Source organism: Bradyrhizobium sp. USDA 3364 (assembly GCF_054056355.1).
The window spans coordinates 3,058,621-3,073,641 of sequence record NZ_JBSRYG010000002.1; the positions used below are offsets into that span (position 1 = coordinate 3,058,621).

Below are 15,021 nucleotides of genomic sequence, written 5' to 3' on the forward strand. Positions count from 1 at the left end.
TGGTGGCGCTTCGAGCAAGATCGTTCTCGCGCCGCTCGACAAAAGGTAGAGATTTTCTCGTTGACCGCAAGCCTAACTCATTGAATGAAAAGAGTGTTTCTTAATCTGATCGAGGAGATCGACGAATGCATAAATTTTCCCGGCGCGCCCTCGCTGCGCTCTTCGCGGTCTCGACATTGTTGCCCGGCGCGGCGTTCGCCGGCGATGCGCTGAAGGAGATCCGGATCGACTGGGCGACCTACAATCCGGTGTCGATGGTCCTCAAGCAGAAGGGCCTCTTGGAGAAGGAGTTCGCCAAGGACGGCATCAGCATCGTCTGGGTGCAGTCGGCCGGCTCCAACAAGGCGCTCGAATTCCTCAACGCCGGCTCGATCGATCTCGGCTCGACTGCGGGCTCGGCCGCCTTGGTCGCCCGCATCAACGGCAACCCGATCAAGTCGATCTACGTCTATTCGCGTCCCGAATGGACCGCGCTGGTCACGACCAAGGACTCCAAGATCGCGTCCGTCGCCGACCTGAAGGGCAAGCGCGTTGCGGTGACGCGCGGCACCGACCCGCACATCTTCCTGGTCCGTGCGCTGCTCGGCGCCGGTTTGACCGAAAAGGACATCACGCCGGTACTGTTGCAGCACGCCGACGGCAAGACCGCGCTGATCCGCGGCGACGTCGACGCCTGGGCCGGCCTCGACCCGATGATGGCGCAGGCGGAGGTCGAGGAGGGCGCCAAACTGTTCTACCGCAAGGCGGACGCCAACACCTGGGGCATCCTCAATGTCCGCGAGGAGTTTTTGAAGGCGCACCCGGACATCGTCCGCCGCGTGCTCGCGACGTATGAAGAGGCGCGGAAATATTCGCTCGCCAACTATGACGAGCTGAAGAAGACCTTCATCGCGGTCACCAAGCTGCCGGACGCGGTGGTCGACAAGCAGCTCAAGGAGCGCACCGAGCTGACCCACAGTCGGATCGGCGCCCCGCAGCGCGAGTCGATCCTCGCCGCCGGCCTCGCCCTGCAGCAGGCCGGCGTGATCGACGCCAAGACCGACGTAAAGGCCGCGTTGGACGCGTTGATCGACGACCAGGTCCCGCTGCCGACGAACTAGCTCCGCCTTTACCCTCCCCTGGAGGGGGAGGGTCGGCTCACAGCGAGCGAAGCGAGACGTGAGCCGGGGTGGGGTGATCTCTCCACTCGGGCAGCGCTCGTTACGAGAGGCCTTCACCCCACCTCGGTTCGCATTTCATGCGAACCGATCCTCCCCCTCCAGAGGAGGATCAGACGTCGGCGCCCCACCTTGCAATCCCACGCGAAGAATAGTTCTTGCTATGGCCATGACCGTTGACCTGCCCGCGCTGGAACAGACGGCCGCGCCGCGTGCGGCGGCGGCGCGATGGTCGCGCTATGCGCGGCCGGCGCTCGGGCTCGTGGTCCCGGTCGTGCTGGCGCTGGGCTGGGAGCTCGTCGTCGACCTCGGCTATTCCAACGGTCGCCTAGTGCCGCCGCCGTCCAAGGTATTCCAGACCATCGTCGAGCTCGCCAAAAGCGGGGAGCTGGCGCGGCATATTCTCGCGACGCTATGGCGGGTCGGCGCGGGCTTTGCGCTCGGCGTCATTGCCGGCACCATCATGGGGGCGATCTCCGGTTACTGGGATTTCGCCAAGCGGCTGCTTGATCCGACGGTACAGGCCCTGCGCGCGATCCCCTCGCTCGCCTGGGTGCCGCTGTTCGTGCTCTGGCTCGGCATCTTCGAGACCTCGAAGGTCGCGCTGATCGCGGTCGGCGTGTTCTTTCCGATCTATCTCGGCGTGATGGGCGCGATCCTGTCAGTCGATCGCAAGATCGTCGAGGTCGGGCGCGTGTTCCGGCTGTCCGGACCCGCCATGATCCGCCGCATCCTGTTGCCTGCCGTGCTGCCGGCCTATGTGGTGGCGCTGCGGGTCGGGCTTGGCTTGGGGTGGATGTTCGTGGTCGCGGCCGAATTGATCGGCGCCTCCGAGGGCCTTGGCTATCTCCTGCTCGACGGTCAGCAACTCGGCAAGCCGGCGCAGATCCTAGCCGCGATCGTGATCTTCGCGATCCTCGGCAAGCTGACCGACTGGCTGATCGAGGTCGCCGCCGCGCCGCTGCTGTGCTGGCAGGACGCGTTCGGTGCGCGGGGAGGGGCCTGATGCTCGCTTTGAAAGAAGTCGGCAAGACCTATCCGAACGGCGTTCACGCGCTGGAACGCTTCTCGGCGGAGATTTCGCCCGGCGAGATCATCGCGATCATCGGCGGCTCCGGTTGCGGCAAGTCGACGCTGCTGCGCGCCATTGCCGGCCTCGATCGCGCCAGCACCGGCAGCGTGACCCTCGACAATGCGGTGATTGCCTCGCCGCATGCCAAGATCGGCATCATCTTCCAGGAACCGCGGCTGCTGCCCTGGCTCAGCGTCGCCGACAATATCGGCTTCGGCCTTGCCGACCTTCCGGCCGATGCCAGGCGCGAGCGGGTCGCATCGGCGCTGGCCCGCGTCGGCCTCACTGATAAGGCCGGCGCCTGGCCGCGCGAATTGTCCGGCGGACAGGCGCAGCGGGTCGCGATCGCCCGCGCCTTGGTGCCGCAGCCCGAAGTGCTGCTGCTCGACGAGCCGTTCTCGGCGCTCGATGCCTTCACGCGGCGCGATCTGCAGGATCACCTGCTCGATCTCTGGGCCGACACGCGGCCGACCCTGATCCTGGTCACCCATGACGTCGACGAGGCCGTCGTGCTGGCCGACCGCGTGCTGGTGATGCGGCCGCGGCCGGGGCGGCTGTTCGAGGAGATCACCATCAACCTGGCGCGGCCGCGCGATCGCAAATCGGAGCTGTTCGATAGCTTCAAGCGCCGCGTGCTGACCGCGCTCGACCGCTCGCTGGACCGTTCGGTGCGTGACGTCACCGACAAATCCAGCGCCGGCGAGGCGATGTGGTGGTGACATCGGCGCGCGAAGGCCTTACATCGGAAGGAGAGCATGATCCGGACCGGTACGGCCGCGTAAGTGTGAAGCGGTTTTCCGAAGAGATCATGCGAAAACAAGAATCCAAAGCGCGATGACGCTTCAGGCTCATCTCATCGCGCTTTGAGAACAGCCGGGAGCAGAACCATGGACTCCGCCGAACTCCGCGCAATGCAGGCCCCGATCAAGGAACGCTACAAGGCCGATCCCTCGGCCGCCGTGATCACGCTGAAAGCCAAGGGCACGATCGACAACGAAAGCCTCTCCTGCAAGGTCGAAACCGGCCGCGCGCTTGCGGTCGCCGGCCTGCATCCCGCCACCGGCGGCTCCGGGCTCGAGCTCTGCTCCGGCGACATGCTGCTGGAGGCGCTGGTCGCCTGCGCCGGTGTCACGCTGAAGTCGGTCGCGACCGCCGTCGAGGTGCCGCTGAAGGTCGGCAACGTGTTCGCCGAGGGCGATCTCGATTTCCGCGGTACGCTCGGCGTCGACAAGGAGGCCCCGGTCGGCTTCCGCGAGATCCGCCTCCGCTTCGACGTCGGCACCGACGCGCCGCAGGACAAGCTCGATCTCCTGCTGAAGCTCACCGAGCGCTATTGCGTGGTGTATCAGACCATCAAGAATGGCCCGAAGGTGACAGTCACGATGGCGAGGGTCTGATCGCTCTTACCCTCCCCTGGAGGGGGAGGGCCGCCTCGCATCGCCAGATGCGAGGCGGGGTGGGGTGACGGTCCCTCCACCCGATCAGTCTTTCCTGCTGAGAGATCACCCCACCTCGATTCGCATTTCGCTGCGCTGCATGCGAACCGATCCTCCCCTCCAGGGGAGGATAAGAAAAAAGAAATGTCCCCCGAGCTCCACTTCATCCTGCTCCTCGTGCTGCGCATGGCGGTTGCGGCCGCGTTCGTGGTCAGTGCGTCCATCATCACGGAGCGGTCGGGGCCGGTGATCGGCGCGCTGATCGCAACCCTGCCGATCTCGGCGGGGCCGTCCTACACCTTCCTTGCGCTCGACCATGACGCCGCCTTCATCGCGGAGGGGGCTCTGTCGAGCCTGCCGGTCAATGCCGCGACGATCTTCATGGGCCTCACCTATGCCGTGCTGGCGCAGCGCTTCAGCATGTGGATCAGCGCGGGTTCCGCGATCGCGTTGTGGCTCGTGCTCGGCACCATCATCCGCCAGTTCGCCTGGACGCTGGCCGGCGGGCTGATCCTCAATGCCATTGCGTTCGCGATCTGCATCCCGCTACTCAAGCCCTACCGGCACGTGGCGAAGATGCCGCTGATCGCGCGGCGCTGGTACGACATCCCGCTGCGCGCCGCGCTGGTCGCGAGCCTGGTCGGCACCGTGGTCACCGCGTCGACCTGGGTCGGCCCGCGCGTCACCGGCGTCATCGCGCTGTTTCCGATCGTGTTCTCCTCGATGATGCTGATCCTGCATCCGCGGATCGGCGGCCCGGCCACCGCCGCCGTGCTCGCCAACAGCGCCTGGGGCCTGCTCGGCTTCGGTCTCGGCATCGCCGTGCTGCACGTCGCTGTGGCGCAGTTTGGTTCGGCGATCGGGCTGAGCTGCGCGCTCGCCACCTGCATCGCGTGGAATCTGGTGCTGTGGCAGATCGGGCGGAGGAAGAGCGCGAAAGCCTGACGTCCGTCATTGCGAGGAGCGCAGCGACGAAGCAATCCATCGTGCCGCGTATGTGGAGCGATGGATTGCTTCGCTTCGCTCGCAATGACGGTGGGAGCGACCGCACGATGAGTGCGTAGCCCGGATGGAGCGCAGCGCAATCCGGGGGGCGCGCAACTGGTGAGGGCGTTCCCGGATTTCGCTTCGCTGCATCCGGGCTACGGATCACCCCTTCGGCAGCTTCGCCCGCAGTGCATACAGCGCATCCAGCGCCTCGCGCGGCGACATTTCGTCGGGATGCAGCGCCTTCACGGCTTCGACCAGGAGATCCGCTTCGCTCGGCGGCTTGTCCTCGGCGGCGGCGCGGGAGGGAACGGCGAACAGCGGCAGATCGTCGGCCAGCGCACGCGCGGTCTGGCCGCGGTCCTGGGCTTCGAGTTTCGCCAGCACCGATTTGGCGCGCGTGATCACGGCAGGCGGCAGCCCGGCGAGCTTGGCGACCTGGATGCCGTAGGAGCGGTCGGCCGAACCCGGCAGCACCTCGTGCAGGAACACGACGTCGCCCTGCCATTCCTTCACCCGCACCGTGGCGTTGAACATCCGCGGCAGCTTGGCCGAGAGCGCGGTCAGTTCGTGATAGTGGGTTGCAAAGAGCGTGCGGCAGCGATTGCTCTCATGCAGATGCTCGATCGCGGCCCAGGCGATCGACAGGCCGTCGAAGGTCGCTGTGCCGCGGCCGATCTCGTCGAGGATGACGAGCGACCGCTCGCCGGCCTGATTGAGGATCACGGCGGTCTCGACCATCTCGACCATGAAGGTCGAGCGGCCGCGCGCCAGGTCGTCGGCGGCGCCGACGCGCGAGAACAGCCGGTCGACGATGCCGAGCCGCGCCCGCGAGGCCGGCACATAGCTGCCAATCTGGGCAAGGAGTGCGATCAGCGCATTCTGGCGCAGGAAGGTCGATTTACCGGCCATGTTCGGACCGGTGATCAGCCAGAGCTGGCCGGACTTCTGTGCCGGCGCTGGCGAGAGATCGCAGGCATTGGCGATGAACGGCTGGCCGTCGCGCTTCAAAGCCTGCTCGACCACCGGATGCCGTCCGCCTTCGATCGCAAAGCCGAGCGAGCCGTCGACATCGGGCCGCACGTAATTGTCGTCGATCGCAAGTTTCGCCAGTGATGTCGCGACGTCGAGCATCGCAAAGGCATGCGCGGCGTTGCGCAGATCGTCGCTGGCCGCGAGCGCCATCGCGCTCAGCCGCTCGAAGATCTCGAGCTCGAGATTGAGCGCGCGCTCGCCGGCATTGGCGATCTTGGCCTCGGTCTCGCCGAGCTCGGCCGTGGTAAAGCGCACCTGTCCCGCCAGCGTCTGGCGATGGATGAAGGTCGCATTCAGCGGCGGCGTGAACAGCTTGTCGCCGTGCTGCGCGGTAACCTCGACGAAATAGCCGAGCACGTTGTTGTGCCGGATCTTCAGCGTCTTGATGCCGGTGTCCTCAGCATAGCGCGCCTGCATCGCGGCGACGACGAGGCGCGAGGCGTCGCGCAAATTGCGGCTCTCGTCGAGCGCGGCCTCATAGCCCTCGCGGACAAAGCCGCCGTCGCGCTTGATCAGCGGCAGTTGCTCTGACAGTGCGCGGGAGAATTCCTGCGCCAGGTCGCGCGAGGGGCGCCGCAAGGCCGCCATCACGGTCGAAACCTCGGCCGGCGGATCGCTGAGCTGCGCCAGCAGCTCGAGCGCCTGATCGGCGGCAAGGATGCCGTCGCGCAGGTTCGCCAGATCGCGCGGACCGCCGCGGCCGACCGAGAGCCGCGCCAGTGCACGCGACATGTCGGGCGCCGCGCGCAGCACGGTCCTGACGTCCTCGCGCGCCGCGGAATCCGCAACGAACGCGGAGACCGCATCGAGCCGCCGCGCGATCACGGCAACATCGGTGAGCGGCGCGGCAAGGCGCTGCGCCAGCAGCCGCGAGCCGGCCGCGGTGACGGTGCAGTCGATCGCATCGAGCAGCGAGCCGCGGCGCTCGCCGGCCAGCGTGCGCGTCAGTTCGAGATTGGCGCGGGTCGCCGGGTCGATCGCCATCGTGGTGCCGGCGGCCTCGCGCGCCGGTGGCGACAGCGGCGGACGTTTGCCAACCTGGGTGCGGTCGATATAGGTGACGGCCGCGGCGGCAGCGGTCGCTTCCAGCCGCGACATTGCGGAGAGACCGTCCATTGTCGCGACCGCGAAATAGTCGCACAGCCGCCGCTCGGCGGTTGCGCTGTCGAACACGTCGCGGGTCAGCGGCGTCACCGACGGCAGCTCGCGCAAGGTCGGCGCCAGCTCGTGGTCGCTGTAGAGCGCGTCGGTGACGATGGCTTCGTTCGGATTGATCCGCGCCAAGGTCGCGGCGAGCTCTGATGTCGCGCACTCCGTCACCATGAATTCGGAGGTGGAGATATCGATCCAGGCGAGCCCGAGGCGGTCGGCCCCGGCCGAGCCGCGGGTGCGCGCGATCGCGATCAGGTAATTGTTGGTGCGGGCGTCGAGCAGCGTGTCTTCGGTCAGCGTGCCCGGCGTCACCAGCCGCACCACACCGCGGCGCACCACGCTCTTGTTGCCGCGGGCTCTTGCCTCTGCGGGATTTTCGGTCTGCTCGCACACCGCCACACGATGTCCGGCGCCGATCAGCCGATGCAGATAATCCTCGGAGCGCTCGACCGGCACGCCGCACATCGGGATGTCCATGCCCTGATGCTTGCCGCGCTTGGTCAAGACGATGCCGAGCGTTCTGGAGGCGATCTCGGCATCCTCGAAGAACAGCTCGTAGAAATCGCCCATCCGGTAGAACAGCAGCAGGCCGGGATGGGCGGCCTTGATTTCCAGATACTGTTCCATCATCGGCGTGACGCGCGACGGCGCCTCGGCGGCAGTGGCTTCGGGCGGAACGGGGATTGATTGTTGGATCGTCATCAGGGGCCGGAAACTACAGAATTTCGCCGCGCGGTCCTATCCGAGGAAGCGAGGTTTTCCACCCTGTCCACGGTGCGATTATGTCAGCCCTCACGGTAATGCGTGCAGGGCGCGCGGCGGCGTCAATTGACCTGCCGCGGGCACGCTCCTAAAACCCATCTCGAGTTCCAGCCGATCCAGCGCCTAAGTCGCGGCATTCAGGGAGAGATTCAATGCGTGATGTGTTCATTTGCGATGCCGTCCGGACCCCGATCGGCCGTTTCGGCGGTTCGCTCGCCAAGGTGCGCGCCGACGATCTCGCCGCGGCCCCGATCAAGGCGCTGATGGCCAAGCACCCGACGCTCAATTGGAACGAGGTTGATGAGGTCTATTTCGGCTGCGCCAACCAGGCCGGCGAGGACAACCGCAACGTCGCGCGCATGGCGCTGCTGCTCGCCGGCATGCCGGAGTCGGTTCCCGGGCAGACCCTGAACCGGCTCTGCGCCTCGGGCCTCGATGCGGTCGGTGCCGCGGGCCGCGCGATCCGCGCCGGCGAAATCGATTTCGCGATCGCGGGCGGCGTCGAATCGATGACGCGTGCGCCGTTCGTGATGGGCAAGGCCGCGGAAGCCTTTTCGCGCTCGTCCGACATCTACGACACCACGATCGGATGGCGCTTCATCAATCCCTTGATGAAGGCGCAGTACGGCGTCGATGCGATGCCCGAGACCGGCGAGAACGTCGCCGAGGAATTCCAGGTGTCGCGCGCTGACCAGGACGCGATGGCGATCCGCTCGCAGCAGCGCGCGGGCGCCGCGATCGCGTCGGGCTATTTCGCCGAGGAGATCGTGCCGATCCAGGTGCCCGGCGGCAAGGCCAGCCCGATCACCGTCGACAAGGACGAGCATCCGCGGCCGGAGACCACGCTCGAAGGTCTCGCCAAGCTGAAGCCGATCGTGCGCAATCCGGGCACGGTCACTGCGGGCAATGCGTCTGGTGTCAATGACGGCGCTGCCGCGATGATCCTCGCCTCCGAAGCCGCGGTGAAGAAGCACGGCCTGACGCCGCGTGCGAAAATCCTCGGCCTAGCTTCGGCCGCGGTGCCGCCGCGCATCATGGGCATCGGCCCGGTGCCGGCGACAAAGAAGCTGGTCGAGCGTCTCGGCATCAAGGTGTCGGACTTCGACCTGATCGAGCTCAACGAAGCCTTCGCCTCGCAGGGCATCGCCTGCCTGCGCCAGCTCGGCGTCAAGGAAGATGCCGATTTCGTCAATCCGCATGGCGGCGCGATTGCGCTCGGCCATCCGCTCGGCATGAGCGGCGCGCGCCTGGTGCTGACCGCCGTGCACGGCATGGAGAAGCGGGGCGGGAAGCTTGCCTTGGCAACTATGTGCGTCGGGGTCGGCCAGGGCGTCGCGGTTGCGATCGAAAAGCTGAACTGATCCAAAGGCTTGGAAGGGCTGAAAACAGCCCTTCCCCAATTTGGTTATGCACTATAATGATCTGATGTGAGCCCGCCGGGCGCGTGGGCCGCGGAGGAATTCACCATGACCCTGTTGTATCCGCTGCAATCGCTTGCGGCCCATCCGGCACGGCTGTCGCCGGACTATCGCTCCACCGTGAAGCGCGCGCCGCAGAAGCCTTTGATCCCGCTGCGGCACACGCTCTCGGAGTTGACCGGGCCGGTCTATGGTCATGAGACGGTGCGCGCGCACGACAACGACCTCACCATCCAGGCCAAGGGCGAGCCGCTCGGCGAGCGCATCATCGTGCATGGTCACGTGCGCGACGAGGACGGCCGCGGCGTGCCGAATACGCTGGTCGAGCTGTGGCAGGCCAATGCCTGCGGCCGCTACATCCATGTCGTCGATCAGCATCCGGCGCCGCTCGATCCCAACTTCACCGGCGCCGGCCGCACGCAATCCGATGCGAGCGGTTACTACAAGTTCATCACGATCAAGCCCGGCGCCTATCCCTGGGGCAATCACCACAATGCCTGGCGGCCGGCCCACATCCACTTCTCGGTGTTCGGCCATTCCTTCGTCTCGCGTCTGGTGACGCAGATGTATTTCCCCGGCGATCCCTTGTTTCCGTTCGATCCGATCTTCAACTCGGTGACGGATGAGAAGGCGCGGGCGCGGATGATCTCGTCGTTCGACCTCGACAACACCAAGCCGGACTGGGCGCTGTGCTACCGCTTCGATATCGTGCTGCGCGGCCGCAACGCCACGCCGATGGAGACCAAGTAAGTGTCGAACCAGCGTCCTGATGGAATCACGCCCTCGCAGACCGTCGGCCCGTACTTCAAGTATGGCCTGACGCCGAATGGCGAATACGAGTGGAACGACGCCTTCACCAATAGTTTGCTGACCCCTGACGTCTCGGGCGAACGCATCCGCGTCGAGGGCAAGGTCTATGACGGCGACGGCGCCGTGATCGCGGACTGCATGCTGGAGATCTGGCAGGCAGACAGCCAGGGCCGCTTCTCCGATCCGCAGGATGCGCGGGCACTGCCGAACTCCTCGTTCAAGGGCTTCGGCCGCTGCGGCACCGACAAGAGCGGCGGTTACGCCTTCGACACCATCAAGCCGGGCGCGGTGCCGGATGCCGACGGCAAGCCGCAGGCGCCGCACATCGGGCTCGCGGTGTTCGCGCGCGGCATGCTGCTGCACCTCTACACCCGGATCTATTTCGACGACGAAGCCGGCAACGCCGCCGACTCAACACTGGCGCTGGTGCCGGCCGACCGCCGCGCGACACTGATCGCGAAGAAGACAGCCGGCAACGTCTACACCCTCGATATCCATCTCCAGGGCGACAACGAGACCGTGTTCTTCGACGTCTAGCGAAGACCGCTGCCTCAGCGAACGGCGACCATGCGATGCGCGGTCGTCGGGCCGATCTCAGGGCATGACGTTTGGCTTGAACACGGACAGCGGCGCGGGATCGCGGCTCGGCGGCGGCGGGATTTTTCCGTCGACATCGGTGAAGCCGTATTCGACCGCCAATTCCGAGGCGAGCAGGATCCGCCCGCTCTTGGCCATCACGTCGGGATCGCCGGCGAGCGCGGCGACCGCGCGTCCGGCGAACACCGGCGTCTCGCCGCGCTCGGCGATCAGTTTGGCGAGCGCCGGCGGCACGCGGCCGGGCTGCGCCGCAAGCTTCTCGCTCTTGATGTAGCCGGGCCAGATCGAGACGGCGGCAATGCCGAACGGCTGCAGCTCATGCGCCATGTCGCGCGCCATCCGGTCGACGCCTGATTTCTGCACGCCGAACGGCACGTTGAATGTGTACCGGATGCCGCCGCCCGACGATGTGTTGACGATCAGGCCGCGCCGTTGCGGCAGCATCAGCGGCACCGCGAACTGGCTGGCGACGAAATGCGAGCGCAGGCCGACCCGGTGCATGGTGTCCCATAGCGAGGCCGGCACCTGCCAGAACGGCACGTTGACCGGCATCACGTTGGGTGCCGCGAACACGTTGTTGACGAGCACGTCGAGCCGGCCGTGGTCGCGCCGGATGCGGTCGAAAACCTCCTTCACCGAATGATCGTCGGAATGATCGCACAGCAGGCCGATGCCGCGGCCGCCGGCCTCGTCGATCGCGGCGATGGTCTCGTCGAGCGAGCCGGGCCATTCCGATCCGCCGCTGTTGCGCGTGCGCGCCGTGATAATCACCGTTGCGCCGGCCTCCGCGAGGCCGATCGCCACGCCCTTGCCGACCCCGCGGCTTCCTCCCGTCACCAGCGCGATCCGGTCCTCGAGGCGTTCCTTGCTCATGCAATCTCCCAATAATGGCTTCTTTGGAAGATAACTTGACAATAATCTTCCTAGGAAGATATTAGGCCGGGAGCGTCGAAGACGTCAACCAGGGAGGTTTCGCGATGGTCACCAGGGAAGAGAACGAATTGCTGTGCCGCGTCACGGGCGACGCGCCGATGGGACGCATGCTGCGGCAGCATTATTGGCTGCCGGCGGTTCTCTCGGTGCGCGTGCGCAAGGGTGAGGCGCCGGTCCGCGTCAAGCTGTTCGGCCGCAACTTCGTCGCGTTCAGGGGCAAGGACGGCACCGTCGGGTTCCTCGACGAGGCCTGTCCGCACCGCGGCGCCTCGCTCGCGCTGGCGCGGGTCGACGACTGCTCGCTGACCTGCCTGTTCCACGGCTGGAAGATCAAGGCCGATGGCGAGGTGCTGGACGTTCCCAACGAGCCGAACAACCCCAGGGAATTCGCCAAGACGGTGAGGGCGAAGTCCTATCCGGTGCAGGAGGGCGCCGGCCTGATCTGGGTCTGGCTCGGCGAGGGCATCGCGCCGCCCGCGCCCGATTTCGAATGGATGGATCTGCCGCCGGACCAGGTCTACACGGCCGGCATCGAGCTCAATGCCAACTGGCTGCAGGGCGTCGAGGCCACCATCGATTCCTCGCATGTCGCGCTGCTGCACCAGAGCTGGACTGCGACATCCTCGACCGATTTCGGCGCGACCCGCGTCAACACCGAAGTCGGCTACGAATTCGAGAAGAAAGCTTACGGCTTCCGTGCCGCGGCGCTGCGCACCGGGCCCGATGGATCGTGCCTCGCCCGGGTCACCGAGTTCGTGATGCCCTATTACGGATTGATCGCGCCGATCTATTCCGGGCCGCAGCAGGATCGCACCGCGATCATCGCGGTTCCGATCGACGATGAGAACCTGATCCAGTGGTACATCTTCTATAATCCCGAGAAGCCGGTGGATTCCTGGCGCAAGGTGCAGCGCGCCAACCAGTGGCCGATGGCCGGCGGCCTGCCGGGCGATCAATCCAGCAATTGGGGACAGAACCGCCAGATCATGGATGCCGGCAACAGCACCGGCTTCCACGAAATCGTCATCGAGGATTTCGTGGTCATGGTCAGCATGGGCCCGATCGTCGACCGCTCGCAGGAATATCTTTGCTCGGCGGACCAGGCGATCGTCAGGGTGCGCCGCCAGCTGCTCGACGAGGTGCGCGGCTTTATGGATGGCAAGGCGCCGAAGAGCGGTCAGAGCGAGACCATGTCCTACAAGGACATCCGCGCGGTCGGCGGCCGGCTCGCCTCCGCCGCCGAGGATTGGCGGCAGATTCCCCGCTGATCGGATCGAACGCGCCAGGTGCGGGCATCGCGCCCGCGCCTGGTCCAGCCTTATCGCCGGAGATTTATCCCATGACCTGGCATCGTCTATGCGCCGCTTCAAAACTGTCCGAAGGGGAGCCGTTGGGCTTCAGGGTTGGCGACCGCCGTGTTGCGCTTTACAGGGTCGACGACGACATCTTCGCGACCGACGACGTCTGCTCGCACGCGTTTGCACTGCTGTCGACGGGATTTCTCGAGGGGCACGTGATCGAATGTCCGCTGCATGGCGCGATGTTCGATGTCCGTGACGGCAAATGCCGGTCGAGCGCGTACAGGGATATCGCGGCATTCAAGGTCGAGATCCGCGACGGCGAGGTCTATGTGCAGCTCGACGGCGCCTCCGCGCTGGAAGCAGCCCGCGATGGCGGCGCGGACGCGAAACCGTGAGCGGCCTTGTCGTCATCGGCGCTTCCTATGCCGGCATTCAGGCGGCCCTCACCGCACGCGAAGCCGGCTATGCCGAGCCGGTGACCGTGGTCGCCGACGAGAATGCGCTGCCGTATCAGCGGCCGCCGCTGTCAAAGGATTTTCTGCTCGGCGAGATCGGCGCGCCGGGTCTCCTGATGCATGACGAGGCCGTCTTCGCCGGCAACAGAATCGATCTGCGTCCGGGTCATCGCGTTGTCGAGATCGACCGCAATGCCAGGCGGGCCGTGTTGACCGATGGCGCGACGCTCGGCTTCGACAGCCTCGTCATCGCCACCGGATCGCGCGCACGACGGATAGCGATCCCGGGCGCTGAACTCGACGGGGTCTGCTATCTCAGGTCGGTTGCCGATGCTGTCGATCTCAAGGCGCGGCTTCACCAGGCCGGCGAAATCGTGATCATCGGCGGCGGCTTCATCGGGCTCGAGGTCGCGTCCTCGGCAGCGAGGCTCGGCAGCCGAGTGACGGTGATCGAGGCTGCGTCGCGATTGCTCGAGCGCGCCGTGTCTCCGGCGGTGTCGCGCTTCCTGCTCGATGTTCATGCCCAGGCGGGCGTCGCCGTGAAATTCGGCTCCGCCGTTTCGGCATTGATCGGAGACGGCGGACGGGTCGCGGCGGTCGAGCTGGCCGGTAGCATCCGTCTCGGCGCGGACCTCGTCGTCGTCGGCATTGGCGGCATCGCCAATGATGAGCTCGCGGTTGCCGCAGGGCTCGAAACCGCCAACGGCATCGCGGTGGATGCGCACGGCCGGACCGCATGCCCGGGCATCTACGCCGCCGGCGATTGCGCCAATCACTACAGTCGGTTCGCCGAGGGCCGGATCAGGCTGGAATCGGTTCAGCACGCGCAGGATCAGGGGAGGACAGTCGGGCTCGCGATCGCGGACAGCCATGAGCCGTATGACAGCGTGCCGCGGTTCTGGTCGGATCAACACGATCTCAAGCTCCAGACCGTCGGGCTCGCCGCGCGGTGCGACCGGACCGTGATCCGCGGCGCGATCGAAGCCGGCCGGTTCTCCGTGTTCAACTACCGGCAGGGCAAGCTGGTCGCAGTCGACAGCATCAACAATCCCGCCGACCAGATGGTGGCGCGGCGCCTGATCGCCGCCGGGATGTCGCCGACGCCGGAACAGGCGGCGGACGGCTCGTGCGATCTCAGGTCGCTCCTGAAGGCAGGCAGCAAGGCGGTCGCGTAGCGTTGAACAGCGCCGCTAATCTGCCGCCGCAAGCCGGCCGGACCTCTTCGGCGCCTTCACGGACCGGACGGCGAGCAGCTTGCGCAGGCAGCGATCGAGCGTTGCGAGCTCCGCCCTGGTGAGCCCGCTTGCCTCGGTCACGCCCTCGACGACCCGCGCCACCTCGGCGATGCCGCGGTCGGCCGCCGCAAGACCCTTGGCGGTGAGGCGGACCAGCTCCGAGCGGCCATCATCGCTCGCCGAGACGCGCAGCACGAAGCCGCCTTCCTGCAGCCGCGCCACCCGCTTGGTCATGGCGCCCGACGTGACGAGAAGGGCGCGGAACAGGTCGGTCGGGCGCAACTCATACGGTTTTCCCGAGCGCCTGAGTGCGAGCAGGACATAGAACTCGCCGGTCTGCAGGCCGACGGCTTTCGCGATCTCCTGCAGCCGCAGTTCGTGCAGCTGATTGACGCGCTCCAGCCGCAGCAGGGTGCAGGCGGCGGCGAGGTCGAGGTCCGGGCGCTGCGCGAGCCACGCGGCCTCGATGTCATCGTAAAGGGTGCTGTCGGGCGCGGGCGGCTGCTTGGTCGCAGGTTCGATGCGGCGTGACACGCTGCTCTTCTTCATTCCTTCCAGTCCCTTTCCCGCGCCAAGGGCGCCGGCACCATGCATCGCAGCAATCTAACACCGCCGTATTGGCGTGTCGCCCCGCCAATTCCAGCGATCGCCCTCGCCTGTGCATCGCGCCG

The 15,021-nt window shown here is 66.4% G+C and carries 14 protein-coding genes; 11 read left to right on the forward strand and 3 right to left on the reverse strand.

What is annotated here, in order from left to right; all coding sequences use genetic code 11:
* Nucleotides 1–125 precede the first annotated feature (125 nt).
* From ACVILL_RS14305 to ACVILL_RS14325, 5 genes are all read left to right on the forward strand, one after another.
* The gene (locus ACVILL_RS14305) at nt 126–1,100 is read left to right on the forward strand and encodes an aliphatic sulfonate ABC transporter substrate-binding protein (protein ID WP_456729628.1); all 975 of its coding nucleotides are present in this window, start codon (nt 126–128) and stop codon (nt 1,098–1,100) included.
* Between the two features lie 226 nt (nt 1,101–1,326).
* Entirely contained in the window at nt 1,327–2,163 is an 837-nt protein-coding gene (locus ACVILL_RS14310; protein ID WP_456734261.1) for an ABC transporter permease, read from the forward strand.
* Nucleotides 2,163–2,948 carry an ABC transporter ATP-binding protein gene (locus tag ACVILL_RS14315; protein WP_456729629.1) on the forward strand — a complete coding sequence of 262 codons (786 nt, stop codon included), beginning with the start codon at nt 2,163–2,165 and terminating at the stop codon, nt 2,946–2,948. The genes ACVILL_RS14310 and ACVILL_RS14315 overlap by 1 nt, the downstream gene beginning before the upstream one ends.
* A gap of 168 nt (nt 2,949–3,116) precedes the next feature.
* Nucleotides 3,117–3,626, forward strand: coding sequence for an OsmC family protein (locus tag ACVILL_RS14320; RefSeq protein WP_456729630.1), 510 nt, complete (start codon nt 3,117–3,119; stop codon nt 3,624–3,626).
* Nucleotides 3,627–3,809: 183 nt separating this feature from the next.
* Entirely contained in the window at nt 3,810–4,610 is an 801-nt protein-coding gene (locus ACVILL_RS14325; protein ID WP_456729631.1) for a hypothetical protein, read from the forward strand.
* 204 nt (nt 4,611–4,814) lie between these two features.
* Here ACVILL_RS14325 and mutS read toward each other — a convergent pair whose 3' ends face one another.
* Nucleotides 4,815–7,541: a DNA mismatch repair protein MutS gene (gene mutS / locus ACVILL_RS14330; protein WP_456729632.1), complete on the reverse strand. Its 2,727-nt coding sequence runs from the start codon at nt 7,539–7,541 to the stop codon at nt 4,815–4,817.
* A 212-nt stretch (nt 7,542–7,753) separates the two neighbouring features.
* Between mutS and pcaF the strand changes: the two genes are divergently transcribed.
* From pcaF to pcaG, 3 genes are all read left to right on the forward strand, one after another.
* The gene (gene pcaF, locus ACVILL_RS14335; RefSeq protein ID WP_456729633.1) at nt 7,754–8,962 is read left to right on the forward strand and encodes a 3-oxoadipyl-CoA thiolase; all 1,209 of its coding nucleotides are present in this window, start codon (nt 7,754–7,756) and stop codon (nt 8,960–8,962) included.
* Nucleotides 8,963–9,067: 105 nt separating this feature from the next.
* Nucleotides 9,068–9,769 (forward strand): protocatechuate 3,4-dioxygenase subunit beta, encoded by a 702-nt coding sequence (gene pcaH, locus ACVILL_RS14340; protein WP_456729634.1) that lies wholly within the window; start codon nt 9,068–9,070, stop codon nt 9,767–9,769.
* Nucleotides 9,770–10,366: a protocatechuate 3,4-dioxygenase subunit alpha gene (gene pcaG, locus ACVILL_RS14345; protein ID WP_456729635.1), complete on the forward strand. Its 597-nt coding sequence runs from the start codon at nt 9,770–9,772 to the stop codon at nt 10,364–10,366.
* A 57-nt stretch (nt 10,367–10,423) separates the two neighbouring features.
* On the opposite strand, the gene ACVILL_RS14350 is transcribed toward pcaG, so the two are convergent.
* The gene (locus tag ACVILL_RS14350) at nt 10,424–11,299 is read right to left on the reverse strand and encodes an SDR family NAD(P)-dependent oxidoreductase (RefSeq protein ID WP_456729636.1); all 876 of its coding nucleotides are present in this window, start codon (nt 11,297–11,299) and stop codon (nt 10,424–10,426) included.
* Nucleotides 11,300–11,403: 104 nt separating this feature from the next.
* Here ACVILL_RS14350 and ACVILL_RS14355 point away from each other — a divergent pair, with 104 nt between their 5' ends.
* The 3 genes from ACVILL_RS14355 to ACVILL_RS14365 all read left to right on the forward strand — a co-directional run bounded on the left by ACVILL_RS14355 (nt 11,404) and on the right by ACVILL_RS14365 (nt 14,290).
* Nucleotides 11,404–12,627: a Rieske 2Fe-2S domain-containing protein gene (locus ACVILL_RS14355; RefSeq protein ID WP_456729637.1), complete on the forward strand. Its 1,224-nt coding sequence runs from the start codon at nt 11,404–11,406 to the stop codon at nt 12,625–12,627.
* A 71-nt stretch (nt 12,628–12,698) separates the two neighbouring features.
* A complete protein-coding gene (locus tag ACVILL_RS14360; RefSeq protein ID WP_456729638.1) occupies nt 12,699–13,055 on the forward strand; it encodes a non-heme iron oxygenase ferredoxin subunit in 357 nt (118 codons plus the stop codon).
* Nucleotides 13,052–14,290, forward strand: coding sequence for an NAD(P)/FAD-dependent oxidoreductase (locus tag ACVILL_RS14365; RefSeq protein WP_456729639.1), 1,239 nt, complete (start codon nt 13,052–13,054; stop codon nt 14,288–14,290). The genes ACVILL_RS14360 and ACVILL_RS14365 overlap by 4 nt, the downstream gene beginning before the upstream one ends.
* Nucleotides 14,291–14,305: 15 nt before the next feature.
* Here the strand turns inward: ACVILL_RS14365 and ACVILL_RS14370 are convergent, their stop codons facing one another.
* Nucleotides 14,306–14,899 carry a MarR family winged helix-turn-helix transcriptional regulator gene (locus ACVILL_RS14370; protein ID WP_456729640.1) on the reverse strand — a complete coding sequence of 198 codons (594 nt, stop codon included), beginning with the start codon at nt 14,897–14,899 and terminating at the stop codon, nt 14,306–14,308.
* Nucleotides 14,900–15,021 lie beyond the last annotated feature (122 nt).